The organism is Curtobacterium sp. AC273, assembly GCF_979253735.1.
Genome location: NZ_CEEDDU010000008.1, coordinates 102,097 through 126,454 on the forward strand (window position 1 = coordinate 102,097; position 24,358 = coordinate 126,454).

Sequence of the window (24,358 nt, forward strand, 5' to 3'; positions counted from 1 at the left end):
GGAGTCCCTGGAGGACGCCGTCCGCCGCGAGGTCCTCGAGGAGTCCGGCGTCCACGTGGAGGAGCCCGAGTACCTGGGGTCGCAGCCGTGGCCGTTCCCGGCGTCGCTCATGGTCGGCTTCCGGGCCCGCGCCGTCGACGGCGACCCGACGACCGCGCGACCCGACGGCGTGGAGATCCTCGACGTCCGCTGGTTCTCCCGCCAGGACGTCCGTGAGCGCGCCGGGGACACCCTGCTGCTGCCCGGCCGGACGTCGATCGCCCGCGCCATCATCGAGGAGTGGTACGGCGGGCCGCTGGACCTGCCGTGATCGACCCCGTGCGCGGCGGCGCTGCCCGCGGTGCCGGTCCTGCCCGTGGTGACGGCGGCGCGCTGCCGGTGCCCGCGCTGCCGGTACCCGCGCTGCCGGTGGTGGCGCTGCCGGTGACGTCCGCCCACCGTCGCCGGACGAGCCCTCGCCGCCCTCGACGCCGAGCAGCAGACCGTCGCACGCACCCTGCTCGGCCCCGTCGCCGTCCTCGCCGGCGCCGGCACCGGCAAGACCCGCGCGATCACCCACCGCATCGCGTACGGCGTCGCGACGGGGACCTACGCCCCGAACCACGTCCTCGCGCTGACCTTCACGACCCGCGCCGCGGAGAACTCCGCTCGCGGCTCCGCACGCTCGGCGCCGGCACCGTGCAGGCGCGCACCTTCCACGCCGCGGCGATAGCGCAGCTCAGCTTCTGGCCGGACACCGTCCTGCGGCCACGCCCGCGCGGATCGTCGAGTCGAAGGGCCGGATGATCGTGCACGCGGCCGACACGGTCGGCTTGCAGGTGGACGCCTCGAAGCTGCGCGACCTGGCCGGCGAGGTCGAGTGGCGCAAGGTGCAGATGCTCTCGTACGAGGAGCTACGAGGCCGCGGCGGCCGAGCGCGTGATGCCGCGGGACACCCCGCCGCGCCGGGTGCTCGACCCTCGCTGCGCGCGCGTACGAGCAACTCAAGGACGACCGGCGGCAGATCGACTTCGAGACGTCCTGCTCGCCACCCTCGGCATGGTCGAGTCGGAACCCCGCGTGGCCTCGTACGTCCGGCAGCAGTACCGGTTCTTCGTGGTCGACGAGTACCAGGACGTCTCGCCCGTGCAGCACGACCTGCTGCGGCGTGGCTCGGCGGTCGCGACGACCTCTGCGTGGTCGGCGACGCCAGCCAGACCATCTACCTCGTTCGCCGGCGCCTCGAGTCGCTACCTGCTCGGCTTCGGGTCGGAGTTCCCGCGCGGGTCGGTGGTGCGGCTCGAGCGGAACTACCGGTCCACCCCGGAGGTCGTCACGCCGCGAACGCGCTGATGCGCGGACAGCCCGGCGCGCTCGACCTCGTCGCCCAGCACCCCGAGCCCGGACCTGAGCCCGTCGTGATCGCCTGCGCCCACGACGGCGAGGAGGCGCAGACGGTCGCCCGACGGATCGCGGAGCTCGTCGGCGGCGGTGCGGCGTACGGTGACTGCGCCGTGCTCTACCGGCTCGGCGCCCAGTCGGCGGCGATCGAGTCGGCCCTCGGCCGCGCGGGCATCCCGTACCGGGTGCAGGGCGGCAGCGGTTCTTCGACCGTCCCGAGGTCAAGCTCGCGGTCCACCACATGCGCGGCGAGGCGTCCGGCAGACTCGACGACGAACTCACCCGGCGGGTCGGCCTCGCGCGGCGGTCAGCGGGTGGACCCCGACCCTGCCCGAGGGCACCGGCGCGGTCCGCGAGCAGTGGGAGGCGCTGCAGGCGATCATGGGCCTTCGCCGAGGACGTACCGGCCGGGGCGACGATGCAGCAGTTCACCCAGGACCTCGTCGACCGCGCTGCGACGCACCACGAGCCCGAGCTCGACGCCGTCACGCTGGCCACGCTGCACTCGTCGAAGGGCCTGGAGTGGCCGAACGTCGTGGTGATCGGGGCGGCCGAGGGCCTGCTGCCGATCTCGTAGGCCACCGCTGACACCGCGGTGGACGAGGAGCGCCGGCTGTTCTACGTCGGCCTGACCCGTGCCCGCCGCTCGGTGACGATCACGTGGTCGCGACTGGGTTCCACGCGTGGGGCGCCCGGGCGGCGAGTCGGTTCCTGCAGCGCTCGGCACGCACACCGCGGATGGTCGGCACCGGCTGGAGGCTGACCGACAGGTCGTCGCGCGAACACCAGCTGCTCGGCCCGCGGTCGCTGTGTCGTGCGGGGGAGCCGCTCGACGAGCAGGCGGGTGGCAGCGACCGCGACCGCCGCGATCCGGTAGGGCGAGAGCGGTGCCACCGGTCGGCCCCAGACCTGCGCGGCGATCGCCGGCCACGCGGGGTCCTCGTCGGCGCGCGCGTACTGACGCACTGCAGGCAGGGGCCGGCGCCGGGGACGACGAACGGGCCGACGCGGACCCGACCGTCCCCGACGACGACCGACAGGTGCGGCACGCCCCGGCGCGTCCACGCCGCGCGGAGCGCCGGGTCGACGACGTGGTCGGCGACGACGACGGCGAGCCGCGGTTCCTGCTCGGGCAGGACAGACCGGGCTGCCGCGGGGAGCCCGGGTGCGGGCGACCGTCACGCCCTCGCCGGAGAGGAGCTCCGCCAGCGCGTCCGGCAACGCACCGGTGCCGTGCACCTCGACACGGGCGAGGGTTCCGGCAACACGTCGACGACGGCCGGGGACGCTGCACCGAGGATGCGGGCGGCGACCTCCGGCGGAGCACCTGGTCGTCGCAGCGACACCGGACAGGGCATCACGGCCGGTCTCGCGGCGCAGCGCGCCCGTGGAACCGTTCCTCAGCGGTGGTCGGGACGGCCACGACGCGCGCGGCGGGTCGACCCCGAGCTGGACGGTGGCCGGGTCACGCCAGACGAACTCGAGCGTCGGATCGATGCGGATGCCCAGGCCCCCACGCTGGCGGACCGGGCCGTCTGCGTGGGGCGCCGGGTGCCGATCTGTGGAGAACCGGAGGACTACCGGGACCCAGCGTCGCCATCGTCGCCGGTCTCGTCGACGTGGCCGCCCTCGTCCTCGCGGGGACGGTCGCCGGTCGTGTCGTTGAGCAGGTCCTCGAGTGCCTTGTCGAACTCGTCGTCCTCGGCGGAGCGCCCGGGGTTCCGCAGCCGGAGCACGAAGGCCTCCGGAGCGTCGATGTCCTCGGAGGTCGGGACGGCGTCGAAGTGCGACCAGAGCGCGTCACGCTGCTCGGCGCCGAGCTCGTCGGTGAGGTGCTGCCACACTCGCCGCGGCCTCGCGCAGACGACGGGGACGCAGCTCCAACCCGACGAGGGTGGCGAACGCGGACTCGCCGACCGCCGGCCGCACGACGTCGGCGGACCATCTCCGCGATCGCGCCGGACTTCGGCAGGCGTGCGGTGGCCGCGGCGGTCACCGTGTCGACCCAGCCCTCGACGAGCGCGAGCATCGCCTCGAGGCGGGCGAGCGCTGCCTCTTGTTCGTCGGTGCGGGGCGGGATGAGCGCGCCGGAGGCGAGCGCGTCGCGGAGCTGCTCCTGGTTCGTGGGGTCGATCTCGGACGCGAGTTCCTCGACCCGGTCGAACGGGATGTGGATGCCCCGCGCGTAGTCGGTGATCGACGAGATGATGTGCAGCCGGAGCCAGCGCGCGGAGCGGAAGAGCCGGGCGTGCGCGAGTTCTCGGACCGCCAGGTAGATGCGGACCTCGTCCTCGGGGACGTCGAGGCCCTCGGCGAACTCGGCCACGTTCTGCGGCAGGAGTGCGGCGACCTGCTCGTCGAGGAGCGGCACGCCGACGTCGCCGCCGGACACGACCTCCTTCGAGAGCTGCCCGACGACCTGGCCGAGCTGGATCGCGAAGAGCGCGCCACCGACGCCGCGCATCGCCTTCGACACGTCGCCGAGCATCGCCTTCAGCTGCTCCGGGGCGCGCTGCTCGATCGCCTCGGTCAGGGCGTTGGCGATGCTCAGGGCCACCGGCTCGGCGATCTGCGCCCAGACCGGAGTGGTCGCCTTCGCCCACTGCTCGCGGGTGTACAGGCTCGGGGTCGCGGTGAGTTCGGCGACCGTGGTCGCCTCGTCCAGCCAGAGGGCGGCGACCTGGAACGCCTGGTCGGAAGCCTGCGACGTGGCGGGATCGACGGGTGCCCGCCGTCCCGCGCGATGGCGGTGGCGCGCTCGGCGGCCACGGAGAAGTCGATGCCGTCCCCGCCGGACTGCGCGGCACGCTGCAGCTGGCTCATGAGGTTCGCCACGAAGGCCGGGTCGTTCGGCGAGGCCGGCGGCACCGGCGAGCTGCGACGGGTCGATCTGGCCCTCGCCGGACAGGAGCTTCCCGGAGCATCTCCTGGAAGTCGTCGTCCGGCCCCGGCTGCGGTTCATCAGGCATGACGACTACGCTAATCGCTGCTCACGGGGCCGCACCTGGGACGCCCCCGTGGGAACGCCCGAACTGCTGCGCCGAGGGCGAACACCCCGCTCCTGGAAGGACGTCCGTGACCCTCTTCGCCGCCGAGCCCCGTCGCCGTTCGCGCACCCGGACGGTCGGGTGGGCGTTCGTGATCGGCGCCGTGGTCCTCGGGTTGCTCGCGAGCATCCTGCCGAGCCCGTACCTCATCGAGGTTCCAGGCCCCGTGTACAACACCATCGGCACGCAGAAGCAGGGCACCGGCAAGGACGCGAAGGACGTCGAGCTCATCCAGGTCAGTGGACACCCGACCTACCCGACGGCGGGCGCGCTCGACATGCTCACGGTGGGGATCCAGGGCGACGCCACGAACCGGCCGTCCTGGACGAGCGTGATCCGTGCCCTGTTCAGCCGCTCGCAGGCGGTCATCCCGGCGGAGGCGATCTACCCGACCGGCACGACGACGGACCAGGTGAACCAGCAGGACGCCGCCGACATGCAGCAGTCGCAGCAGTCCGCGGTCGCCGCGGCGCTCATCCAGCAGGGCTACGAGCTGCCGACCGACCTCGAGGTCGGGACCGTCCAGAAGGGCTCGGCGGCCGACGGGGTCATCGAGGAGGGTGACGTCATCCGGTCGTTCGACGGCACCTCCCTCACGACCAACGCCGATGCGACGACGCTGCGGGAACTCGTGGCGAAGCACGGCACCTCCGGGCCGGCCACCGTCGTCGTCGAGCGCGACGGCTCCGAGAAGACGGTCGAGCTCACCCCGCGCAGCGAGCAGGGCACCGCGCTCATCGGCGTCGGCGTGACCGAGCAGTACGACTTCCCCTTCACGGTCTCCATCAAGTTGCAGGACGTCGGCGGACCGTCCGCCGGCATGATGTTCGCGCCTCGGGATCATCGACGAGATCACCCCGGGCAAGCTCAACGGCGGCAAGCACGTCGCCGGCACCGGCACCATCAGCGCCGACGGCGAGGTCGGTGCGATCCGGCGGCATCCGTCAGAAGCTGTACGGGGCCCGCGACGCCGGCGCGACCGTGTTCCTGGCACCCGCCGACAACTGCGGCGAGGTCGTCGGCCACGTCCCGGACGGACTCGACGTCTACAAGGTGTCCACCCTCGACCAGGCGGTCACCGACCTGCAGACGATCGCCTCCGGGAAGAGCACCGCGAAGCTCGCGCGCTGCACGTCGTAGGGCCGGCCACGCGGTCCACGCGACGCGCGTGCGGGTCGCGATCCGTCCCTCCAGGCGGTCTGACGGGAGGCGCGGGTCGCCTTCCTGAGTCGCCGTACAGTTTCAGACGAGGTCGGGCCACATAAGATCGATGCACTGACGGCCCGCCGCGCCGGGCCCGCCGGTTCGACACGTCTGGAGCACATCAAGTGACGACAACCTCGTCCACCTCGGGTTCTTCTCCTTCCGGGCGGCGATCGCCGCGGGTCCCGATCGTGGTCACGATCATCGTGCTGGCAGCACTGGTGATCGCCTTCTTCATCTTCGCCAGCCTGTACACCGACTACGCGTGGTTCGCGCAGCTCGGCTTCCAGCAGGTCCTCACCACGCGGTGGATCGCCGGGACACTGATGTTCCTGGCCGGCTTCCTCGGCATGGCGGTACCCGTGTACGCGAGCATCGCGATCGCGTTCCGGTTCCGGCCGGTGTACGCAAAGCTGAACTCGCAGCTGGACCGCTACCAGCAGGTCATCGAGCCGCTGCGGCGTGCCGTGATGATCGGCATCCCGGTCGTCCTCGGCATCTTCGCCGGACTGGTCGACCGCGGGGCGCTGGAGCATGGTGCTCGAGTACTTCAACCGGACGCCGTTCGGCAAGACCGACCCGCAGTTCGGGCTCGACATCGGCTTCTACGTGTTCGAGCTGCCGTTCTGGCGCTCGATCGTGGCGTACTCGTCCGCCGTCGTGCTCATCGCCGGCCTCGCCGCGCTCGCCGCCTGCTACCTCTACGGCGCGATGCGCTTCGGCGGTCGCGAGGTCCGCATCTCGAAGGCCGCGCGGGTCCAGCTCGGCGATCACCGCGGCCGTCTACATCGCCCTGCAAGCCGTCAGCCTCTGGCTCGACCAGTACGCGGCGCTGACCAAGTCGAACTCGCTCATCACCGGTGCCCAGTACACCGAGGTGAACGCGGTCATCCCCGGTCGCGAGATCATGGCCGGCATCGCGGCGATCGTCGCGATCCTGTTCATCGTCACCGCGGTCATCGGCCGCTGGCGCATCTCGATCGTCGGGACCGGGCTGCTGCTCGTCGCGGCGATCGTCATCGGCGGCATCTACCCGTGGATCGTCCAGCGCCTGCAGGTGAAGCCGTCCGAGCGCACCTTCGAGTCCGCGTACATCGAGCGGAACATCAAGGCCACCCGTGACGCGTACGGCGTCTCCGGCGTGCAGGAGCAGAACTACGACGCCACGACCGAGGCGAGCTCCGGCGCCCTCGCGCAGGACGCCCAGACCACGGCGAACATCCGCCTGATCGACCCGAAGATCGTGTCCGACACGTTCAGCCAGTTGCAGCAGTACCGGCAGTACTACCAGTTCCCGGACGAGCTCGACGTCGACCGCTACGACGTGAAGGGCGAGACCGAGGACACCGTGATCGCGGTCCGCGACATCGACCTCGACGGCCTCAGCTCGCAGGCCAACACGCCGTACAACCGTGCGTTCCGTGTACACCCACGGCTACGGCGTCACCGCGGCCTTCGGCAACCAGCGCGCGAGCGACGGCAAGCCGGTGTTCCTCGAGTCGGGCATCCCGTCGAACGGCGCCCTGGGCGACTTCCAGCAGCGCGTGTACTTCGGCGAGACCTCGCCGGCGTACTCGATCGTCGGTGCGCCGAAGGGCTCGAAGAACGTCGAGCTCGACTACCTGTCCGGCTCGGACGACGACAACGGCGGCAACGCCACGACGACGTACGCCGGCAACGGTGGTCCGAGTCTCGGCAACTTCTTCAACCGCCTCGTCTACGCGGCGAAGTTCCAGTCGGAGCAGATCCTGCTGTCGGACGCGGTGAACAAGGACTCGCAGATCCTCTACGACCGCGACCCGATCGCGCGCGTGCAGAAGGTCGCGCCGTACCTGACGACCGACAGCGACGCGTACCCGGCCATCGTCGACCACCGCATCCAGTGGGTCGTCGACGGCTACACGACGAGCGACGCCTACCCGTACTCGCAGAGCCAGAGCCTGTCGGACAGCATCGCCGGCGCCGAGAGCTCGGCGTACCGCACCGACCAGGTGAACTACATCCGGAACTTCGGTGAAGGCCACCGTCGACGCGTACACGGGCAAGGTGACCCTCTACTCGTGGGACACCAAGGACCCGGTGCTGAAGACGTGGCAGAAGATCTTCCCGACCTCGGTCAAGCCGGTGTCGCAGATGAGTGCGCAGCTGCTCGACCACGTCCGGTACCCGACCGACCTGTTCAAGGTGCAGCGGTCCATCCTCGGCACGTACCACGTGACGAACGCGAACTCGTTCTACTCGGGTGACGACGCGTGGAACACGCCGCAGGAACCGACCTCGGGGACGAACGACACGTCGGACACCGCCGACACGTCGACCACGACGAACTCGGGCACGAACGCCCTCGGCACGACCACCACGCCACGGGCGAACCTGCAGGACCCGTACTACCTCACGATGAAGGTGCCGGGGCAGGGGACCGCGTACACGCTGTACACGACCTACATCCCGCAGCAGCCGCTGGCGAACAACCGCAACGTGCTGACCGGGTACCTGGCGGTCGACTTCCGACGCCGGTGGTGCCGGCAAAGGGAAGAAGGGGTCCGGCTACGGCAAGCTCACGCTGTTGACGATGCCGAAGACGGACAACATCCCGGGCCCGGCGCAGGTGCAGAACCTGTTCAACTCGGACACCACGGTGTCGCAGGAGCTGAACATCCTGAAGCGGGGCAACTCGACCGTGAAGCAGGGCAACCTGCTGACGCTCCCGGTCGGTGGCGGGTTCCTCTACGTCCAGCCGGTGTACGTGCAGTCGACGTCGAGCGGCTCGTACCCGCTGCTGCAGAAGGTCCTCGTGGCGTTCGGCGACAAGATCGCGTTCGAGGACACCCTCGACGAGGCGCTCAACAGCCTGTTCGGCGGTGACCTCGGCGCTGCCGCGGGTGACCAGGGCGCTGCGGGCGGGTCGGACTCGGGTTCGGGTTCGGGTTCGTCCGACTCCGGGTCGTCCGACTCGGGCCTCGGATTCCGGTTCGACCGGTGGTTCGTCCGACTCCGGTTCGACGGGTGGCTCGACCGGCGGCTCGACCGGCACCGTCGACAAGGAGGCGCTGCAGAAGGCCCTGAGCGACGCCAAGCAGGCGCTGCAGGACCGTCAGGACGCCTACGCGGACAACGACCTGGTCGCCGCTGCCGAGGCTGACCAGCGCCTGCAGGACGCGATCCAGGCGGCCACCGAAGCCGAGAACGGGAACTGGCCACCGTGGCGGGGCACTCGATTTGTGCCCCGCCACGGCCCGTGTAGGCTTATCAACGTGCCGCGGGTGGGAGCAGTTCGGTAGCCTGGGCTCATAACCCAGAGGTCGTAGGTTCAACCTGCCCCCGCAACCAAGCGTCACGAAGAAGAAGGCCCCGGTCCACTGGACCGGGGCCTTCTTCGTGTGCCCGGCACCCGGCCCGCCGTGCCGCGGCGTGCCGCGTCGGACGCGCGCACTCATTCGTGGGCCCGATTCTCGGCCTGAGCGACACCTTCGGGCTCCGGAGCGCGCGAGACGTCGCTCAGCACGAGTCTCGGGCCGGCGTGCGCGAGACTCGGGCGCGGTCCGCCAGTACGCTCTGCGCATGGGCACCCTCAACGATCGCAGCGGCGGAGTTCGCGCCCGGGGACGACCCAGACGCCAACCTCGAGACCGTCCGGGCGGCAGCGGTCGACGCAGCGGCACGGGGCGCTGGTCTTCCTCGTCACGCCCGAGTACACGTCGTACTTCACGGCAGACATCGACGACCGGTTCGTGGCCGCCGCGCAGCCACTCGACGGCCCGTTCGTCACCGGCCTGCAGGACATCGCCCGCACCACCGGCATCGCGCTGGTGGTCGGCGTCGCCGAGACGGCCGATGTGCCCGACCGCTTCCGGAACACGCTCGTCGCGGTCCTGCCGGACGGGTCGATCGCCGCCGCGTACCGGAAGGTGCACTTCTACGACGCGTTCGGCTCCTCGGAGTCCGACCGCATCGAGTCCGGCGACCCGGCACAGCTGCCGGTGTTCGAGCTCGGCGGCCTCCGGATCGGCCTGGAGACCTGCTACGACCTGCGCTTCCCGGAGGTCACCCGCCGCCTCGCCGCGACCGAACACGGAGCCGCCGACGTCGTCGTCCTGCCGGCCGAGTGGGTGCGTGGTCCGGGCAAGGGAGCACCATGGCGCACGCTGCTCACCGCCCGCGCGATCGAGAACACCGTCTGGGTCGTCGGCGTCGGGCAGACCTCGCCGGTCGGCATCGGCGGATCGGTCGTGCTCGACCTCCGGCGTCGCCGTCGCCGCCGCGGAGCGCGTGCCGGGCACGCTCCTCGCGACGGTCGACACGGCCGTCACCGAGGCGGTCCGGCAGACGAACCCCTCGCTGTCGCTGCGACGCTACGACGTGGAGCTGCGCGAGCAGCCGGGAGGCGCGGCGCACCTCGCCGCTGACCTCGCGCCGCCGACGCGGGAACCAATACGGCACCTGGTGGGAATCGGGCGTACCAGGTCGGAAGTTCCGACCGGGTACGCCCGATTCGACCAGCTACGCCCGAATTGACCCGGTACGCCCGGACCGGCCGGGAGCGCCCGATCGCACCCGTTCGTCCGCCAGGGCGGGACCGGCGGGGCGGAGGTGGGGGTGCGCCTCCAGGCCGTCAGGCGCGGTCGGCGAGACCCGCGAGGCGGGCGGCAGCATCCTCGAGCACACTGCGCCGCTTGCAGAACGCGAACCGCACGAGCGAGCGGTAGCCGGCAGCGTGGTCGGGACGGACGAACGCGGAGACCGGCACGCCGACCACCCCGGCGAGCTCGGGCAGACGCAGGCAGAGCTCGCGCGCGTCGCCGTACCCGAGGGTGCGGCGTCCGCCAGGACGAAGTACCCGCCGTCCGGCCGCATGACCTCGAAGCCGGCTGCTCGGAGCCCGGCGGCGAGCAGGTCGTGCTTCGCCGAGAGCTCCGCGGCGATCCCGGTGAACACCGCGTCGGGCAGCCGCAGGCCGACGGCGACCGCGGGCTGGAACGGCGCGCCGTTGACGAACGTGAGGTACTGCTTCACGGTCGTGATGGCGTCCACCAGGGCCGGGGGAGCCGTGAGCCAGCCGATCTTCCAGCCCGTGGTGCTGAAGGTCTTCCCAGCGCTCGAGACGGTCACGGTGCGTTCGGCGGCGCCCGGCAGGGTGGCGATCGGGACGTGCGGCACGTCGAAGGTCAGGTGCTCGTAGACCTCGTCGGTGACGATGACGGCGTCGTGGCGCGCGGCGAGTTCGACGACGGTGGCCAGCACCTCGGCCGGGAGGGCTCGCCCGGTGGGGTTGTGCGGCGTGTTCACCAGGACGGCGCGTGTCCGGTCCGAGAACGCTGCCCGGAGGGTGTCCTCGTCCGAGGTGAAGTCCGGCGCCGTGAGGGGCACCGTGACGGGGTTGTTGCTCCCGTGAGTCGGATCAGGGCACTGTACGTGTCAGGCAGAAGGGCTCGAACGTAGATCACCTCGTCGCCGGGCTCGGTCGAGGGCGAGGAGCGTGGGCGGCGAGGGCCTCGGTCGCGCCGGCGGTAGTCGAGCACCCCGCGGTCGGGGTCGACCTGGCTGTCCGGTACCAGCTGCTCCTGGTGCTCGCTGATCGCCGCACGGAGGTCCGGGGTGCCGCGGCCCGGCGGGTACTGGTTGACGCTCCCGGCGGATTGCCTCGACCGCGGCGTCGAGGACCAGCGACGGGTCCGTCCTCGTCCGGGAAGCCCTGCCCGAGGTTGATCGAGCCCGTCGCCGCGGCGAGGGCGCTCATCTCGGCGAAGATCACGTCGGCGCCGGGACGTTGTCCGCACCGAGGAGCATCGCTCCCTGTGGCTGCTCGCAACCAGGGTCCTGCCCTGACGCATGCGGTTTCCCTCCGGGGGTCGACGGCATGACAAGTGCCGTCCAACCACCAGCGGGGCCGGCCCCGATGCCACCCGGGAACCCGTAGCACAGGCCACGCATAAGATCGCCTATAGGGTCGCTCGCAAGCGTCGTCAGGAGCACCGCTCATGTGCGTCCAGACAGACTGCACGAGCTTGGAAAGGAGCACGTCCAGCATGACGAACACCACGCCCAACGGGCAGGGCGACGACTTCCGTCCGGACGACTCGGCCGAACAGGCCGCCGCCGAGCACGCCTCGCCGAACGATTCCCAGCACAGGGACGACGCCTCGGACGAGCGACGCACGAGCGGACCACACCGATGTGGATCGACCCCTGCTCCCGCCAACGAGACCGACGTCATCGCGCAGCGTCGACCGACTCACCCTGATCGGACCGCTACATGGCGTCTGCCCGACGCGTGTGTCGGGAACGGACCGCCAGGGCGACGCCGGGCAGGGCCGGTACGGGCAGAGCCAGTACGGGCAGCAGCCTCGAGCGAGGGCCAGTACGGCCAGGGCCAGGGCCAGTACGGGCAAGGGCCAGAGCCAGTACGGCCAGACCTCGCAGTACGGGCAGCCGAGCCAGTACGGCCAGGGCCGGAGCCAGTCCGAGCAGCAGTCGTGGTGGCTACGGGCAGCACACCAGCCCCTACGGCGGCGCCCACGCACAGAACGGCCAGCAGCCGACGAGCCAGTACGGCGAGCAGCAGTACGGCTAGCAGGCGGGCCAGGGCCAGGGCCAGTACGGCCAGGGCGGCCAGTACGGCCAGCAGCAAGTCCGGCCAGAACCCTCTATGGCCAGAGCAGCCAGGACCCCTACGGTCAGACCGGTCAGCAGCAGTACGGGCAGCAGGCCGCCCCCATACGGCCAGCAGCCCCGCTACGGCGAGTACGCCCAGCTGACGTCCGGCCCGGCCTCGGCCTCCGAGCTACGCCAATGCCTCCGCGCAGGCTCCGGACCTCGGCCACGAGCGCCTTCGGCGACGTCGATGGCTCGAACCAGCGCAACGGCCACCTACCGGGGCGCAGCCGCCGGAGCAGCGGGTGCTGCTGAGACCACGACCACGACCCGCACGAAGCGACGGCCGCGGCAAGCTCGTCCTGCCGATCATCGTGGGCCTCGTCGTCGCCGGACTCGTCGGCGGCGCCGGATGGCTCGCTGGCTCCTCGAACGGCGGCGGCGGAATGGTCGTCGGGTCCTCAGGCTCTCGCAGGGCGGGCGGCAACCTGACGGTCAACGACTACAACAACGCGACCGGCCGCCACCGCGGTGGCCGCGCAGGCGACCCCCTCCGTCGTGACCTGCTCAACGTCTTCGTCGAGTAACGAGGCCGGCACCGGCTCGGGCGTCGTGTTCAGCATGCGACGGCTACATCGCCACGAACACCCACGTGGTGACGCTTCGACGGCGACAGCTCGAACGGCACGATCACCGTCACGGCCTCGGACGGCAAGATCTGCCTAGCGAAGCCTGGCCGGCACGGACCCGACGGTCGACCTCGCGGTCATCAAGATCGACGCGACCAACATGAAGCTGAACAGCTTCGCCGACTCTGGCCGACCTGAACGTCGTATGACGACGGCGGTCATGATCGGTGCGCCGCTCGGCTTGTCGAACACCGTCACCGACGGCATCGTCTCCACGCTGAGCCGCAGCATCCAGGTCACCCCAGAGCGCCTCAGCCAGGGCGGGCGACCTCGAACGAGGGCGGCAACGGCAGCGGCGGCCCGGTCGACTTCTGGGGCAACGGCGACAACGGCAGCAACTCCGCGTCGAACAGCACGGTGTCCCTGCCGGTCGATCCAGACCGACGCGTCGATCAACCCCGGCAACTCGGGTGGTGCGCTGCTCGACTCCAAGGGCAAGCTGATCGGGATGCATCGTCGCCATCGCCAAGCGCGGAGCAGCTCGGTCCGACTCGACGAGCCAGTCCGGCAGCATCGGCGTCGGCTTCTCGATCCCGTCGAACCTGGTCAAGCGGGTCGCGAACGAGATCAAGGACGACGGCTTGGCGACGCACGGCCTGCTCGGCGCGACCGTGGGCGACGCCGCGGACGCCAAGGCCACCCAGATGGGCGGCCTCATCAAGTCCGTGTCGTCCGGCGGCGCAGCGGCGAAGGCCGGGCTGAAGGCGGGCGACGTGGTCACGAAGATCGGTTCGGCGACGGTCTCCGACGCCACCGACCTCACGGCGCAGGTCCGCTACTTCGCCGGTGGCGCGAAGACGATGATCACCTACATCCGCGGCGGGGAGACCCGCGAGACGGACGTGACGCTCGGCACCTACAAGGGCTGACGCGGTCGGCTGATCCGATGACGGACGGGAGGCGCGGTGCCCGGCACCGCGCTCCCCGTCCGTGCGTCCGTCGGTTCTCGGGCCGCTGGTCACGTCGCCCCACCAGCCGCCGGTCGCGACGTGGGCGGGTGGCGGTCTTGATAGGCTCAGGGTCGCTCTGCGGGGCGGCACCGTCCGCGGTGCGTCCCGTGCACCCCAGCCAGGACCCCGAGGTACGCATGCAGACAGACGGACAGCTCCCTGCCGGGCGTCTCGTACGTGATGCCCGTCCTCAACGAGGTCTCCGAGGTCCGGGCAGCCGTCCAGAGTCTGCTCGACCAGGACTACGCCGGGCCGTTCGAGGTCATCCTCGCGCTCGGACCGTCGATCGACGGCACGAACGAGCTGGTGGCCGAGATGAGCGCCGCCGATCCCCGGATCCGGGCGATCGACAACCCCGTCGGGTCCACGCCCGCGGGCCTCAACGTGGCGATCCGGGCGTCGGTGCACCCTGTCGTGGTCCGTGTCGACGCGCACTCGGTCCTGCCCGCGGACTACACGCGGATCGCGGTGCGCGTGCTGCAGGAGTCCGGCGCGGACAACGTCGGCGGGATCATGCACGCCGAGGGGCGCACGCCGTTCGAGCGGGCCGTCGCGCTGGCGTACGGCAGCCGGGTCGGACTGGGCGGACCCCGCACCACGTCGGTGGGCAGGCCGGCCCCGCCGAGACCGCCTACCTGGGCGTGTTCCGCCGTGACCGCCTGTTCGAGGTCGGCCTGTTCGACGAGGGCATCAAGCGCGGCCAGGACTGGGAACTCAACCGACGGCTGCGCCAGACCGGCGGCACGGTGTGGTTCACGCCCGAGCTCGTCGTCACCTACCGGCCGCGGCCGAGTCTGAGCGGCTCGTCCGGCAGTTCGTCGCGACCGGCCTGTGGCGCGGTGAGCTCGCCCGCCGGTTCCCCGCGAACAACGGCCTGCGCTACTTCGTCCCGCCCGCCATGGTCGCCGCGATGGCACTCGGTATCGTCGCCGGTGTCGTCGGGACTCATCGGCGCCGCCCTCGGCACCGGTGCGGCCTGGAGCGCTGCTCGGCTTCGCGGTGCCCGCGGTCTACCTCGTCTTCGTCGTCCTGGGGCCGTCGCGGTCGCCCGGCGTTCGGGGCTGCCGACGCTCCTCTGGCTGCTCGTGGTGCTGCCCTGCATCCACGTCGGCTGGGGCGTCGGCTTCATCATCGGCTTCCTGACCCGGACGTCCGAACTGACCACCCACACGGGACGGTGAACTGACCCTTGACCGATGACACCACCGGTCGCGGCGACACCCGCCCGACCTCGATCGCCGAACAGCGCCGGATCACCCAGCCGGACGAGGTCCGCTCGCGGGCGAACGCCGAGCACTGGACCGCATCGCTCTACCTGCGCGACGTCTCGCCCTACCTGACGTGGGTGTTCCTCAAGACGCGGTGACCGCGAACCAGGTCACCGGCCTGATGATCCTGGTCGGCTGGAGCGTCGCCGCAGCACTGCTCATCCCGGCATCTGGGCGCAGTTGCTCGCGCTCGTGCTCGGCCAGCTCCAGATGCTCGTCGACTGCAGCGACGGCGAGGTCGCCCGCTGGCGGGGGACGCGCCTGCCCGCCGGGGTGTTCCTCGACAAGGTCGGGCACTACACGACCGAGGGGCTCTATCCCGATCGCGCTCGGCGTCCGTGCGGCGACGTGGCCGATCCACGGCGCCGACTGGATGTGGACGACGATCGGCTGCGCGCTGGGCCTGGTGATCGTGCTCAACAAGGCGCTCAACGACATGGTGCACGTCGCCCGCGCCAACGCCGGCCTCGACAAGCTCGTCGACCGTCGTGACGCCGGCACCGTCCCCTCCGGCCGACGTCTGGCGACCCCGCGCCGCGCCGCCCGCTTCCTGCCGTTCCACCGCCTGTACCACTCGGTCGAGCTCACGATCCTGGCGTTCGTCTTCGCCCTGCTCGCGCTCGTCATCGGGCACCCCCTGGCCGACCGGATCCTGGTCGGGGTGCTGCTGCCCCTCGCCGTGCTGGCGACGTTCGGGCACTTCGTCGCGATCATCTGTCGTGAAGCGGGTCCGGGGATGAGTGCCGCACGGTCCGCCGGCACGCGGTCTCCGCACCGCGAACGGCCCCGGGTGGCCGTCGTGAGCCTGTCACAGGGCACCCGGCCGGACGACCTGCGCCGCGGGCTGGAGAGCGTCCTCGCCCAGCAGGACGTCGAACTCGACGTGGTGTGCGTCGGCAACGGCTGGGAGCCGACCGGCTGCCGGACGGCGTCCGTGCGTGTCGCGCTGCCCGAGAACGTCGGGATCCCTGCGGGGCGGAACGCCGGGGCCGAGATCGTGGACGGCGACTACGTGTTCTTCCTCGACGACGACGCCCTCGGTGCCGTCGGCGACGTTCCTGCGCGACGCGATCGGCCTGTTCGAACGCGACCCGTCGCTCGGACTCGTGCAGCCGCGCGTGGTCGACCCCACCGGCGTCGCGAACCCCCACCCGCTGGATCCCGCGCATCCGGAAGGGCGAGGCCGACCACTCGTCGCCGGTGTTCTCCGTCTGGGAGGGCGCGGTCGTCCTGCCGATGGACGTCTACCGTGCGACCGGCGGCTGTGGAGCCGAGTACTTCTACGCGCACGAGGGCATCGAGCTCGCGTGGCGCGTCTGGGATGCCGGCCGCCGCACCTGGTACGCCGGTGACCTCGTCGCGAACCACCCCGCGATCGACCCGGCTCGCCACCGCGAGTACTACCGCCTGAACGCCCCAACCGCGTGTGGCTCGCACGGCGCAACCTCGCTCCGCCGTGCTCCGCCCGCTGTACGTCGGGTCGTGGGCGGCGATCCAGGTCGCGCGCTGGGTGGCGGCACCCCGACGCCTGGCCACCCTGGTTCGGCGGCGTCCGTAGAGGGCTGGACCACCGACTGCGGCCCGCGTACACGTCATGGGCTGGCTCACCATCGGCCGGATGACGCTCGCGTGGGTCGCCCGCCCGTCCGTCTGACCCCACTACCACCGACCGACCGCCGACACCGGAAGGAGGGACCATGCCGATCATCAGCGACGCGCGCACCGCCGTCCGGCTCGCCGAGCGCCTGCTCCATCGCGCCGCAGCCGCCGAGACCTCGCACGGAAGCTGCCGTCCGCACCGGTCCCGCTCCGGGCACGATCGAGATCGCGGTGTACTTCGCCGACGGCCCCGTGAACATGTACCAGGTGCGGCAGTGGTACGCACCGCTCGCCGAACTCGCCGCGAGCGCACCCGGTGGCGATCGTCTCGCGGAACCCCGGCACGATGCTGAAGCTGCTCGAGGAGTCCCCGGTGCCGGCCGCCGTCTACGCGCGCCAGGTCGTCGACCTCGAGCGTTCGTCGACGAACAGGCGCCGAAGGTGGTGCTCTACGTCAACCAAACGCCCGCAACTTCCAGATGATGCGGTACGGGCGCATGTGGCACGTCTTCGTCAACCACGGCGAGAGCGACAAGATGTACATGACGACGAACCAGTTCAAGGCGTACGACTACGCCCTGATCGCCGGTGACGCCGCTCGTGACCGGCTCGCCGACGCGCTGTGGGACTACGACCTCGACAGGCGTGCGCTCACCATCGGCCGCCCCCAGGCGGACCACTTCGCCCAGGCGCCGGGCCGTACCCGTCCGACGAGCGCACCGTGGTGCTCTACGCGCCGACGTGGAGGGCGATCGTCTCGGCCGCCGCCTACGGGTCGATCGCGAGCCGCCGCACGACCATCGCCGACCGGGTGATCGCATCGCCGCAGCACCGGCTCCTGTACCGGCCGCACCCCCGCAGCGGCGTCCGCGACGCGGCGACAAGGTCGCGCACGAGCGGATCGTCGCCGCCATCGCGCGGGCGAACGCCGCCGACCCGAGTGCCCACCACTGTACGACGACGGGCCCGAGCTCGGCTGGCAGCTCGCCGCCGCCGACGTCGCGATCAAGGACATCAGCGCGATGATCTACGACCGGTTGGCGGTCGGCAAGCCGCTCGTCGTGGACGCGGCCGGTCTTCGCCTCCGAGGCGTGACGTCGACGAGCCGCCAGTACCTCGGCGACGCGAACTGGTTGCGGGCGTCCGACGCGTCCGAGGTCGTGGCCCGCGATCACGCCGCGGCACACGACGCCCCGCCGAGCTCGCGAAGGTAGCACCTGGGTGCGACGGTACTTCGGCGACACCACGCCCGGTGCCGGGACCGCTCGGTTCCACGAGGCCGTGGAGCAGCTGCTCCGTCGCTGGGACGAGGTCGCCGCCACACACGGCGAGGCTGAGCCCCGGACCGTCCCACAGCGCCGCACAGCCGTCTCCCACGAGCGACATCCGCCACAGGTACTCGGAGCGGTCCGGCCGACGCCAGCGGACGACGACCACGCCCGTGTCCTCGGGGTCGGCGCCGAAGACCAGGATCGAGAGCCCTCGGCCGGGCTCGAGTCGACGGACGGCGAGCGGAGGCAGATAGCCGTTGCCGAGGTGGGTGAGGGTGAGACCGTTTCGACGGGTTCGTCGCCGACGTTCACCAGGCTCTAGCGGCGTGGAGCGAGGGAACGGTCGATCGTGAACGGGACTGCGTAGGCCGGTGTCGGGTGGTGATGCCGTCACGGTAGGGGGAGGGTCCGACGTCCGGGCGCTGAGTCCGACCCCGCGGCACCGACGGCTGTGGAGGGCGGGGGTGGTGGCTGGGTTGCGTGGGAGTGGCTCGGACCGTCAGACGGCGTAGTCGGCCGAGTAGCGCGCCAGGGCTTCCTCGATCGTGCCGTCCAGGCTGTGCAGCCAGCCCTTGTCGAGGTAGAGCCCCTGGTCACAGAAGCGGCGCAGGTCCTTGTCGCGCTGTTGCGAGACGAAGAACAGCGTGCGGCCGCCGGCGAGGAGTTCCTCGATGCGCTTGTAGCACTTCTCGCGGAACCCCTTGTCGCCCACCGCCAGGACCTCGTCCACCAGGATCACGGGTTCGTCGAGCCGTGAGATGACCCCGGCGAACGCGATGCGCACCTTCATGCCGCTCGACAGGTGCTTGTAGGGCGTGTCCACGAAGTCGGCGATCTCGGCGAACTCGATGATCTCGTCGAAGGCATCACGGATCTCAGCGCGCGACATGCCGTGCAGCCCCGCGGTAGAGGTACACGTTGTCCCGGACCGACAGGTCCCCGACGAAGCCACCGGTGATCTCGATGAGCGGTGCGACCCCGGCGCCGACGTGCACCCGGCCCTCGTCCGGCAGCATCACCTGCGCGACGAAGCTTGAGGGCCTCGGACTTGCCCTGGCCGTTGCGACCGACCACGCCGATCGCCTCGCCCGGGCGGACGTCGAAGGACACGTGCCGCAACGCCTTAGAACTCGTCGGCGCGCTTCCGACGGTTGCTGCCTGCGAAGAGGTCCTTGAAGCTGCGGCTGGCCCGCCGGTTCCGCTTGAACTCGGATGCCGGCATCGCGCACGGAGATCACGGGCGCGACCGTGGCGGTGCGGTCGGTCTGCTCGGTGGCGGTCATCACAGCTCCTTGAGGGCCTGAGTGCTCGCTGTGCTGGAACACGACGAAGCCGACCCCGACGACGACCACCGTGACGACGACCGACACCGCCACCTCGAACCAGTCGAGCTGCGAGGGGAAGAACGCCGACCGGTAGATGCCGAAGATGCCGCTCAGCGGGTTGAACCCGCGAGGTCGTGCAGGCGATCCGGCAGCGCCTGCGTGCCGTAGATGATCGGGGATGGCGTAGAAGAGGAAGTGGAGCACCAGCTTGACGGCACGCTCGAGGGCGCGGAAGAACACGACGAGCGGGGCCACGATGAGCCCGGAGACCTAGACGCAGCGCGCACCTGCTGCACGATGGCCAGCGGGTAGAGCGCGAGTTCCCAGTGCACGGCGGCACCGGTGGCGATAGCGAAGATCGCGAGGACCGGCAGGCTCAGCAGGAACTCGATCCCCTTCGACGCGTTCACCCGCGCGACCCAGATGCTGCGCGGGATCGTTGTCGACCCGGATGAGCTTGATCTCCTTGATGAACGCCCGCGTCGAGTCCGGAGACGGCGCCCGTGAACCACATCCACGGCAGCAGCGCCGACAGCAGGAAGACGATGTACGGCGCTTCGCCGACCGATCCGCGGTGGAACACCTGCGTGAAGACGAACCAGTAGATCCCCGACATCACGAGCGGGTCGAGGATCGACCAGAAGTACCCGAGCGCCGACGTCGAGTAGCGGACCCGGAGGTCGCGGACGGTCAGCAGCCAGAGGGCATGACGATAGCGCCGACCGGCGCTCCGGGTCGCCGCAGGAGCGGCAGCCGCGGGCGCGGTCGGCGCACTCGCTGTGGTCACGGTTTCCTTCGGGCGGAACCGCCGAGGGTCCTGACGGCGGTTCAGGCGAACAGGTTGTTCGCGCGCTCGAGGTCCTCGGCGAAGTCGATCTCGACGGCGTACAGGTCGGAGATGTCGACCGGCGTCCAGCGTAGCCGTCCTCGCCGATGGCCGCCTCGATGCCGCCTTCGAAGTACTCCTGGTCGTCGACGCGACCGAGCTGGCGGATCAGCGCCTGCTTGTCCTGCGCGGCGATGTAGCTGATGCCCACGGCCTCGCCCAGGCCGCCCACGACCTTCTTCGACAGCTTGTGGATGAAGCCCTCGGCGTCGGACCGTGTACTTGACCTCTTCGTCGGACACCTTCTCGGTGTTGACGCTGACGAACGAGCGGTCCTCGTCGATCATGTCGGCGGCCCGGACGAGCGCACGCGGGTCGAAGACCACGTCGCCGTTCATCCAGAGGACGCCGCCCTTGCCCGTGGCCTTGAGCGCACGGAGGAGGCTCTTCGAGGTGTTGGTGGAGTCGTAGGACTCGTTGTAGACGAAGTTCGCCTCGGGGAACGCCTCGACGATGTACTCCGACTTGTAGCCGACGACGATGGTCACCGCGCGCTGGACCCGAAGGCCGCACGGATGTTGTCGAACTGCTGCTGCATGATGGTGCGGCTCGTCGCTCAGTTCGGTCAGCGGCTTCGGCAGGCTGCGCCCAAGGCGGCTGCCCATCCCCGCTGCGAGGATCACGATCTGCGTGGTCATGCTGGTCCCTTCCGGTGTCCGCCCGCGCGCCCTGGGGCACGGGCGGGCCTCGTCGAGTCTGCTCGCGGAAGGTCCGAGTTGCCCGTGAACCCGCCGTCCCTGCGGTCATTCGCAGGGTGGGATCGGCACGGGAACACCGGCCGCAGCAGGTTTCCAAGTGGTGAACACTCCGTCGTGTCCTGGTGAATGATACGGAACGACCCTCCGTCGGGGTACGTCTCCGCGCGCTTCGTGCTCAATTCGTGACCCTGTGAGCGGCCGTTCCCTCGAGGCCCGCGCAGCGTTGGTACGGTGGGGCGGTGGGAGCCGGAGCAGACGACGAGGACGTGTACGCCACGTCCGACGCTGCCTGGCTGACTGAGGACGACGCCACCGCGGCGCGGGAAGCCGCTGATGACGACATGGGGGACGGAGATGCGCTTGACGCCTCCGCTGAGGACGCGATGACCGACGACACGACGGTCACCGACACGACGACGGACGAGCCCGACACGGCGAGTACCGACACCACGAGCACCGACACGACCAGCTCCGAAGACTCCGACGCGACGTTGGCCGAGGGCGCCGCGGTCGTGGCGGCGGCGGCTACGTCCGGCTCCGGACGCCGTCCCGGAAGTCCCGCGGCGGCAAGGGACGCGCCACGCGCCTCGAGGCCGCGGGGACGACGGGAGCCGTGCCTCCAGGCCCGGACGCGCAGGACGCACCCGAGGTGAGCCAGCCGGACGACGCGGGCATCGACCCGATCGCGGACGACGACGCGGCGCCGAAGGCGAAGAAGCGCTAGGCGTCGACGAAGCGGCCCGCGACCCTGCCCAAGCAGCCGCAGCAACCCGTGGTGCTGCGGGCGAGCGGCCTCGGAAGCGCTACGGACAGATGCTCGCCGTCGACGAGGTGGACCTCGAGATCCGCCAGGGGTCGATCTTCGGTGTCGTCGGGCCGAACGGGCCGGCAAGACCACGACGCTGTCGATGGTCACGGGTCTGCTCCGTCCGGACGCCGGCAGCGTGACCGTGCTCGACCACGACGTCTGGGCCGACCCGACCGCGGCGAAGCGCGACCTCGGTGTGCTCCCGGACGGGCTCCGGCTGTTCGACCGCCTGACGGGCGCGCAGCTTCTCTACTACTCGGCGACGCTCCGGGGGCTCGACGGTGCGACCGCGCGCAAGCGCAGCGCCGACCTCGCCGAGGCGTTCGGCCTGGGCGAGGCCCTGGGCCGCCAGGTCGCCGACTACTCGGTCGGCATGGCGAAGAAGATCGCCCTCGCGGCGACGCTCATCCACTCGCCGCGGGTGCTCGTGCTCGACGAACCGTTCGAGTCCGTCGATCCCGTCAGTGCCGCGACCATCACCGAGATCCTCCGTCGCTACAGCGCGGCGGCGGGACCGTGGTGCTCTCCAGCCACTCCATGGAGCTCGTGCAGCGCACCTGCGACTCCGTCGCCATCATCGTCGGCGGCCGGGTCCTGGCGTCCGGCACCATGGCGCAGGTCCGCGGGCGCAAGAGCCTCGAGGACAAGTTCGTCGAACTCGCCGGGGGCCGCGTCGTGGCAGAGAGCATGGAATGGTTACACAGCTTCTCCGGCTGAGGGCTGACCTGCTCGCGGGCGAGGTCCGCGGCAGCGCCCGCCGGTCCGTCCTCGTCGTGCTCGGCAGCCTCGCCGGTCTGGTCGCAGCGGTCTTCGTCGCGACCGAGGTCATGCGCTGCGCGACGCCTCGGCCCGAGCTCGCGCGCTCGGTCGTCGTCCCCGTGGGGACTCTCATCGCCTTCGCGTTCACGATCGTGCCGCTCGTCGTCGGTCGGAGTGACCAGTTCGACCCGCGGCGCTTCACGGTCTTCGGGATCGGTCGGCGCGACCTCGCGGTCGGCCTCGGCGTCGCCGGCCTGCTCGGCATCCCGGTGGTGGGGGTCGCGATCGTCGCCGTCGCGCAGTCCGTCACCTGGATGCGCGGCGCCGGATCGGGTGTGCTCGGGGTCGTCGGCGGGCTGCTCGCCATCGCCACGTGTGCGCTGCTCATCCGCGTCGGCAGTGCTGTCGGGTCCGCCCTGATCGGAGCCCACCGCTCCCGCGACGCCGGTTGGCTCGTCGCGCTCGTGATCGTGGTGCTCGGCATCCCGACCGTGTCCCTGCTGCTCCGTGCCGACTGGCTCGCACCTGTCCTCCGGCGAGCCCTCAGCGCATCGCCGACGTCGCCGGGTGGACGCCGTCGGAGCGCGCGCGGGCCGTCCCCGCGGACGTCGCCAGTGGTCGGGTCGGCGAGGGCCTCGTCAAGCTCCTCGTCGCGGTCATCGTCGTCGCGCTGCCCGGCTGGCGCGGTGGGCCGTCGTCGGACGCGCTCGAGACCGTCGACGGTCGTGCACGCACCGCGGTACCGCGGCCTCGGCTGGTTCGACCGGCTCGGCTCGACGCCGGTCGCGGCCGCGCCGCGCGGGCCCTCACCTACTGGGGACGCGACCCGCGCCACCGCGCGTCGTACCCCATCATCGTGTTCGTGCCGGTCGTCGTGATCCCGCTCGGGGTCGCCGGCGTGCCGTGGCACTGGACAGCCCTGGTGCCCTGCCGCTGATGGCCCTCATCGCCGGGTTCCTGCCGCACAACGACGTCTCGTACGACAACACCGCCGTCTGGCTGCACGTGCGTCGGGAGCGCCCGGCTGGAGCGACCGCCTCGGCCGACTCGTCCCCGTCCTGGCCGTGGACTCCCCGCGATCGTCGCCGGCGCGTGGGTCTCGGCGTGGCTGTTCGGCGACCAGACCGCGTTCCCGGTGCTGATCGGCGTGAGTGCGAGCGCGCTCCTGGCCGGCCTCGGCCTGTCGAGCGTCGTGTCCGTGCTGCTGCCGTACCTGACCGTCCGTCCGGGAGACCACCCGTTCCAGCAGCCGCAGGCCGCGGGCGCGCTCGCATCGGTCGCGCAGTCGTCGATGGTCGTCGGGATCGTCGTCTGCTCCGTGCCGGCCGCGTGGCTCGCCGTGGCTCGCGTTCGTCGACGGGCCGTCGCCGTGGGCCGTGCTGACGCTCGTCGTCGGGGTGCTGGTGGGCGCCGTGGTGCTGGCGGTCGGCGTCGTCGTGGGCGGTCGGCTCTTCGACCGGCACGGGCCGGACCTGCTGGCAGCGGCGCAGCGCAATTGATCCGGGTCGCGTTCCGACGCACCGGCTGACGGCCTGGAGGCGCGTGGCGGCGCCGCCACGCGCCTCCAGGTCGCTGGTGCGCGGGTCCGTGCTGCCGTGCCGCTGCGCTGCCGCGAGGCTGTGCTGCCGTGCGTCCGCGCTGCCGCGAGGCTGTGCTGCTGCGAGGCTGTGCTGCTGCGCTCACGAGCGCGAGCGCCGCTTCGGCCGAGCGGGCGAAATGCCAGGGTGCGTGCTCCGAGTGCCCGGGTCTTTCGCCCGCTCGTCCACGCGTGGCCGGGCGACGCCCGTGTCGTTCCGGCGCCCCCGCGTGCGAGCGGGTGAAGGCGCGTGGTGCGTGCGGCGGGAGCCCTGTGAATCCGCCCGCTCGTCCTGAGCGAGGAGGGCG

The 24,358-nt window shown here is 71.2% G+C and carries 26 protein-coding genes, 1 tRNA gene and 10 pseudogenes; 29 read left to right on the forward strand and 8 right to left on the reverse strand.

Going from position 1 to position 24,358, the window contains the following annotated elements; translation table 11 throughout:
• Positions 1-7: 7 nt before the first annotated feature.
• From ACZ8AI_RS13415 to ACZ8AI_RS13435, 5 genes and pseudogenes are all read left to right on the forward strand, one after another.
• Positions 8-310, forward strand: coding sequence for an NUDIX domain-containing protein (locus ACZ8AI_RS13415; RefSeq protein WP_464858802.1), 303 nt, complete (start codon positions 8-10; stop codon positions 308-310).
• Positions 307-786 carry a hypothetical protein gene (locus ACZ8AI_RS13420; protein WP_464858642.1) on the forward strand — a complete coding sequence of 160 codons (480 nt, stop codon included), beginning with the start codon at positions 307-309 and terminating at the stop codon, positions 784-786. Before ACZ8AI_RS13415 ends, ACZ8AI_RS13420 begins: the two co-directional genes overlap by 4 nt.
• Before the next feature lie 135 nt (positions 787-921).
• Positions 922-1,332, forward strand: a complete 411-nt coding sequence (locus ACZ8AI_RS13425; RefSeq protein ID WP_464858643.1) for a UvrD-helicase domain-containing protein — start codon at positions 922-924, stop codon at positions 1,330-1,332.
• Positions 1,332-1,922: a 3'-5' exonuclease gene (locus tag ACZ8AI_RS13430; protein ID WP_464858644.1), complete on the forward strand. Its 591-nt coding sequence runs from the start codon at positions 1,332-1,334 to the stop codon at positions 1,920-1,922. The genes ACZ8AI_RS13425 and ACZ8AI_RS13430 overlap by 1 nt, the downstream gene beginning before the upstream one ends.
• Positions 1,907-1,987, forward strand: a pseudogene (locus tag ACZ8AI_RS13435) (hypothetical protein); the annotation flags it as partial. The gene ACZ8AI_RS13430 and the pseudogene ACZ8AI_RS13435, both read left to right, overlap by 16 nt.
• 11 nt (positions 1,988-1,998) lie before the next feature.
• On the opposite strand, the gene ACZ8AI_RS13440 reads toward ACZ8AI_RS13435, so the two are convergent.
• Positions 1,999-2,619 carry a hypothetical protein gene (locus tag ACZ8AI_RS13440; RefSeq protein WP_464858827.1) on the reverse strand — a complete coding sequence of 207 codons (621 nt, stop codon included), beginning with the start codon at positions 2,617-2,619 and terminating at the stop codon, positions 1,999-2,001.
• Between the two features lie 338 nt (positions 2,620-2,957).
• Positions 2,958-4,349 (reverse strand): annotated as a pseudogene (locus tag ACZ8AI_RS13445) (zinc-dependent metalloprotease).
• A 106-nt stretch (positions 4,350-4,455) separates the two neighbouring features.
• Here ACZ8AI_RS13445 and ACZ8AI_RS13450 point away from each other — a divergent pair.
• The 9 genes and pseudogenes from ACZ8AI_RS13450 to ACZ8AI_RS13490 all read left to right on the forward strand — a co-directional run bounded on the left by ACZ8AI_RS13450 (position 4,456) and on the right by ACZ8AI_RS13490 (position 10,036).
• Complete coding sequence (locus ACZ8AI_RS13450) at positions 4,456-5,655, forward strand: YlbL family protein (protein WP_464858645.1); 1,200 nt, start codon at positions 4,456-4,458, stop codon at positions 5,653-5,655.
• Positions 5,656-5,851: 196 nt separating this feature from the next.
• Positions 5,852-6,079, forward strand: a pseudogene (locus ACZ8AI_RS13455) (UPF0182 family protein); the annotation flags it as partial.
• 85 nt (positions 6,080-6,164) lie between these two features.
• Positions 6,165-6,329: pseudogene (locus ACZ8AI_RS13460) on the forward strand (UPF0182 family protein); the annotation flags it as partial.
• A 94-nt stretch (positions 6,330-6,423) separates the two neighbouring features.
• Positions 6,424-6,984, forward strand: a pseudogene (locus ACZ8AI_RS13465) (UPF0182 family protein); the annotation flags it as partial.
• Between the two features lie 67 nt (positions 6,985-7,051).
• Positions 7,052-7,579 (forward strand): annotated as a pseudogene (locus ACZ8AI_RS13470) (UPF0182 family protein); the annotation flags it as partial.
• Positions 7,580-7,676: 97 nt separating this feature from the next.
• Positions 7,677-8,075 (forward strand): annotated as a pseudogene (locus ACZ8AI_RS13475) (UPF0182 family protein); the annotation flags it as partial.
• Between the two features lie 349 nt (positions 8,076-8,424).
• Positions 8,425-8,772 (forward strand): hypothetical protein, encoded by a 348-nt coding sequence (locus tag ACZ8AI_RS13480; RefSeq protein WP_464858828.1) that lies wholly within the window; start codon positions 8,425-8,427, stop codon positions 8,770-8,772.
• 116 nt (positions 8,773-8,888) lie between these two features.
• Positions 8,889-8,960 (forward strand) — tRNA-Met (locus tag ACZ8AI_RS13485).
• A 401-nt stretch (positions 8,961-9,361) separates the two neighbouring features.
• Positions 9,362-10,036 carry a nitrilase-related carbon-nitrogen hydrolase gene (locus tag ACZ8AI_RS13490; protein WP_464858646.1) on the forward strand — a complete coding sequence of 225 codons (675 nt, stop codon included), beginning with the start codon at positions 9,362-9,364 and terminating at the stop codon, positions 10,034-10,036.
• A 94-nt stretch (positions 10,037-10,130) separates the two neighbouring features.
• Here ACZ8AI_RS13490 and ACZ8AI_RS13495 read toward each other — a convergent pair whose 3' ends face one another.
• A complete protein-coding gene (locus ACZ8AI_RS13495) occupies positions 10,131-10,997 on the reverse strand; it encodes an aminotransferase class I/II-fold pyridoxal phosphate-dependent enzyme (RefSeq protein WP_464858647.1) in 867 nt (288 codons plus the stop codon).
• Positions 10,998-11,070: 73 nt separating this feature from the next.
• Entirely contained in the window at positions 11,071-11,382 is a 312-nt protein-coding gene (locus ACZ8AI_RS13500) for a hypothetical protein (RefSeq protein WP_464858648.1), read from the reverse strand.
• A 1,144-nt stretch (positions 11,383-12,526) separates the two neighbouring features.
• Here ACZ8AI_RS13500 and ACZ8AI_RS13505 point away from each other — a divergent pair.
• The 12 genes and pseudogenes from ACZ8AI_RS13505 (at position 12,527) to ACZ8AI_RS13560 (ending at position 18,320) form a co-directional block, all read left to right on the forward strand.
• Positions 12,527-12,808, forward strand: coding sequence for a hypothetical protein (locus tag ACZ8AI_RS13505; RefSeq protein WP_464858649.1), 282 nt, complete (start codon positions 12,527-12,529; stop codon positions 12,806-12,808).
• A 202-nt stretch (positions 12,809-13,010) separates the two neighbouring features.
• Positions 13,011-13,301, forward strand: a pseudogene (locus ACZ8AI_RS13510) (hypothetical protein); the annotation flags it as partial.
• A gap of 190 nt (positions 13,302-13,491) precedes the next feature.
• A complete protein-coding gene (locus ACZ8AI_RS13515) occupies positions 13,492-13,779 on the forward strand; it encodes a PDZ domain-containing protein (protein WP_464858650.1) in 288 nt (95 codons plus the stop codon).
• A gap of 261 nt (positions 13,780-14,040) precedes the next feature.
• A complete protein-coding gene (locus tag ACZ8AI_RS13520; RefSeq protein ID WP_464858651.1) occupies positions 14,041-14,658 on the forward strand; it encodes a glycosyltransferase in 618 nt (205 codons plus the stop codon).
• A 112-nt stretch (positions 14,659-14,770) separates the two neighbouring features.
• Positions 14,771-15,046: a hypothetical protein gene (locus tag ACZ8AI_RS13525; RefSeq protein ID WP_464858652.1), complete on the forward strand. Its 276-nt coding sequence runs from the start codon at positions 14,771-14,773 to the stop codon at positions 15,044-15,046.
• Between the two features lie 3 nt (positions 15,047-15,049).
• Positions 15,050-15,843 (forward strand): annotated as a pseudogene (locus ACZ8AI_RS13530) (CDP-alcohol phosphatidyltransferase family protein); the annotation flags it as partial.
• 21 nt (positions 15,844-15,864) lie between these two features.
• Positions 15,865-16,539: a glycosyltransferase family 2 protein gene (locus ACZ8AI_RS13535; RefSeq protein ID WP_464858803.1), complete on the forward strand. Its 675-nt coding sequence runs from the start codon at positions 15,865-15,867 to the stop codon at positions 16,537-16,539.
• Between the two features lie 15 nt (positions 16,540-16,554).
• Positions 16,555-16,686 (forward strand): hypothetical protein, encoded by a 132-nt coding sequence (locus tag ACZ8AI_RS13540; protein ID WP_464858653.1) that lies wholly within the window; start codon positions 16,555-16,557, stop codon positions 16,684-16,686.
• A gap of 272 nt (positions 16,687-16,958) precedes the next feature.
• Positions 16,959-17,210 (forward strand): hypothetical protein, encoded by a 252-nt coding sequence (locus ACZ8AI_RS13545; protein ID WP_464858654.1) that lies wholly within the window; start codon positions 16,959-16,961, stop codon positions 17,208-17,210.
• A gap of 14 nt (positions 17,211-17,224) precedes the next feature.
• Positions 17,225-17,542, forward strand: a complete 318-nt coding sequence (locus ACZ8AI_RS13550; RefSeq protein ID WP_464858655.1) for a hypothetical protein — start codon at positions 17,225-17,227, stop codon at positions 17,540-17,542.
• A 207-nt stretch (positions 17,543-17,749) separates the two neighbouring features.
• On the forward strand, positions 17,750-17,941 hold the full coding sequence (locus ACZ8AI_RS13555; RefSeq protein WP_464858656.1) for a hypothetical protein: 192 nt from the start codon (positions 17,750-17,752) through the stop codon (positions 17,939-17,941).
• Between the two features lie 7 nt (positions 17,942-17,948).
• A complete protein-coding gene (locus tag ACZ8AI_RS13560) occupies positions 17,949-18,320 on the forward strand; it encodes a hypothetical protein (protein ID WP_464858657.1) in 372 nt (123 codons plus the stop codon).
• A gap of 177 nt (positions 18,321-18,497) precedes the next feature.
• On the opposite strand, the pseudogene ACZ8AI_RS13565 reads toward ACZ8AI_RS13560, so the two are convergent.
• The 4 genes and pseudogenes from ACZ8AI_RS13565 to ACZ8AI_RS13580 form a co-directional block, all read right to left on the reverse strand.
• Positions 18,498-19,281 (reverse strand): annotated as a pseudogene (locus ACZ8AI_RS13565) (ABC transporter ATP-binding protein).
• A 152-nt stretch (positions 19,282-19,433) separates the two neighbouring features.
• The gene (locus ACZ8AI_RS13570; protein WP_464858658.1) at positions 19,434-19,733 is read right to left on the reverse strand and encodes a hypothetical protein; all 300 of its coding nucleotides are present in this window, start codon (positions 19,731-19,733) and stop codon (positions 19,434-19,436) included.
• A complete protein-coding gene (locus ACZ8AI_RS13575; RefSeq protein WP_464858659.1) occupies positions 19,730-20,110 on the reverse strand; it encodes an ABC transporter permease in 381 nt (126 codons plus the stop codon). Before ACZ8AI_RS13575 ends, ACZ8AI_RS13570 begins: the two co-directional genes overlap by 4 nt.
• 41 nt (positions 20,111-20,151) lie before the next feature.
• Entirely contained in the window at positions 20,152-20,847 is a 696-nt protein-coding gene (locus ACZ8AI_RS13580; protein WP_464858660.1) for a phosphocholine cytidylyltransferase family protein, read from the reverse strand.
• Between the two features lie 968 nt (positions 20,848-21,815).
• Here ACZ8AI_RS13580 and ACZ8AI_RS13585 point away from each other — a divergent pair.
• From ACZ8AI_RS13585 to ACZ8AI_RS13595, 3 genes are all read left to right on the forward strand, one after another.
• Positions 21,816-22,439: an ATP-binding cassette domain-containing protein gene (locus tag ACZ8AI_RS13585; protein ID WP_464858661.1), complete on the forward strand. Its 624-nt coding sequence runs from the start codon at positions 21,816-21,818 to the stop codon at positions 22,437-22,439.
• Positions 22,408-23,352, forward strand: a complete 945-nt coding sequence (locus ACZ8AI_RS13590) for a hypothetical protein (protein ID WP_464858662.1) — start codon at positions 22,408-22,410, stop codon at positions 23,350-23,352. The genes ACZ8AI_RS13585 and ACZ8AI_RS13590 overlap by 32 nt, the downstream gene beginning before the upstream one ends.
• 269 nt (positions 23,353-23,621) lie before the next feature.
• The gene (locus ACZ8AI_RS13595; protein WP_464858663.1) at positions 23,622-24,002 is read left to right on the forward strand and encodes a hypothetical protein; all 381 of its coding nucleotides are present in this window, start codon (positions 23,622-23,624) and stop codon (positions 24,000-24,002) included.
• The last annotated feature ends 356 nt before the right edge of the window (positions 24,003-24,358 follow it).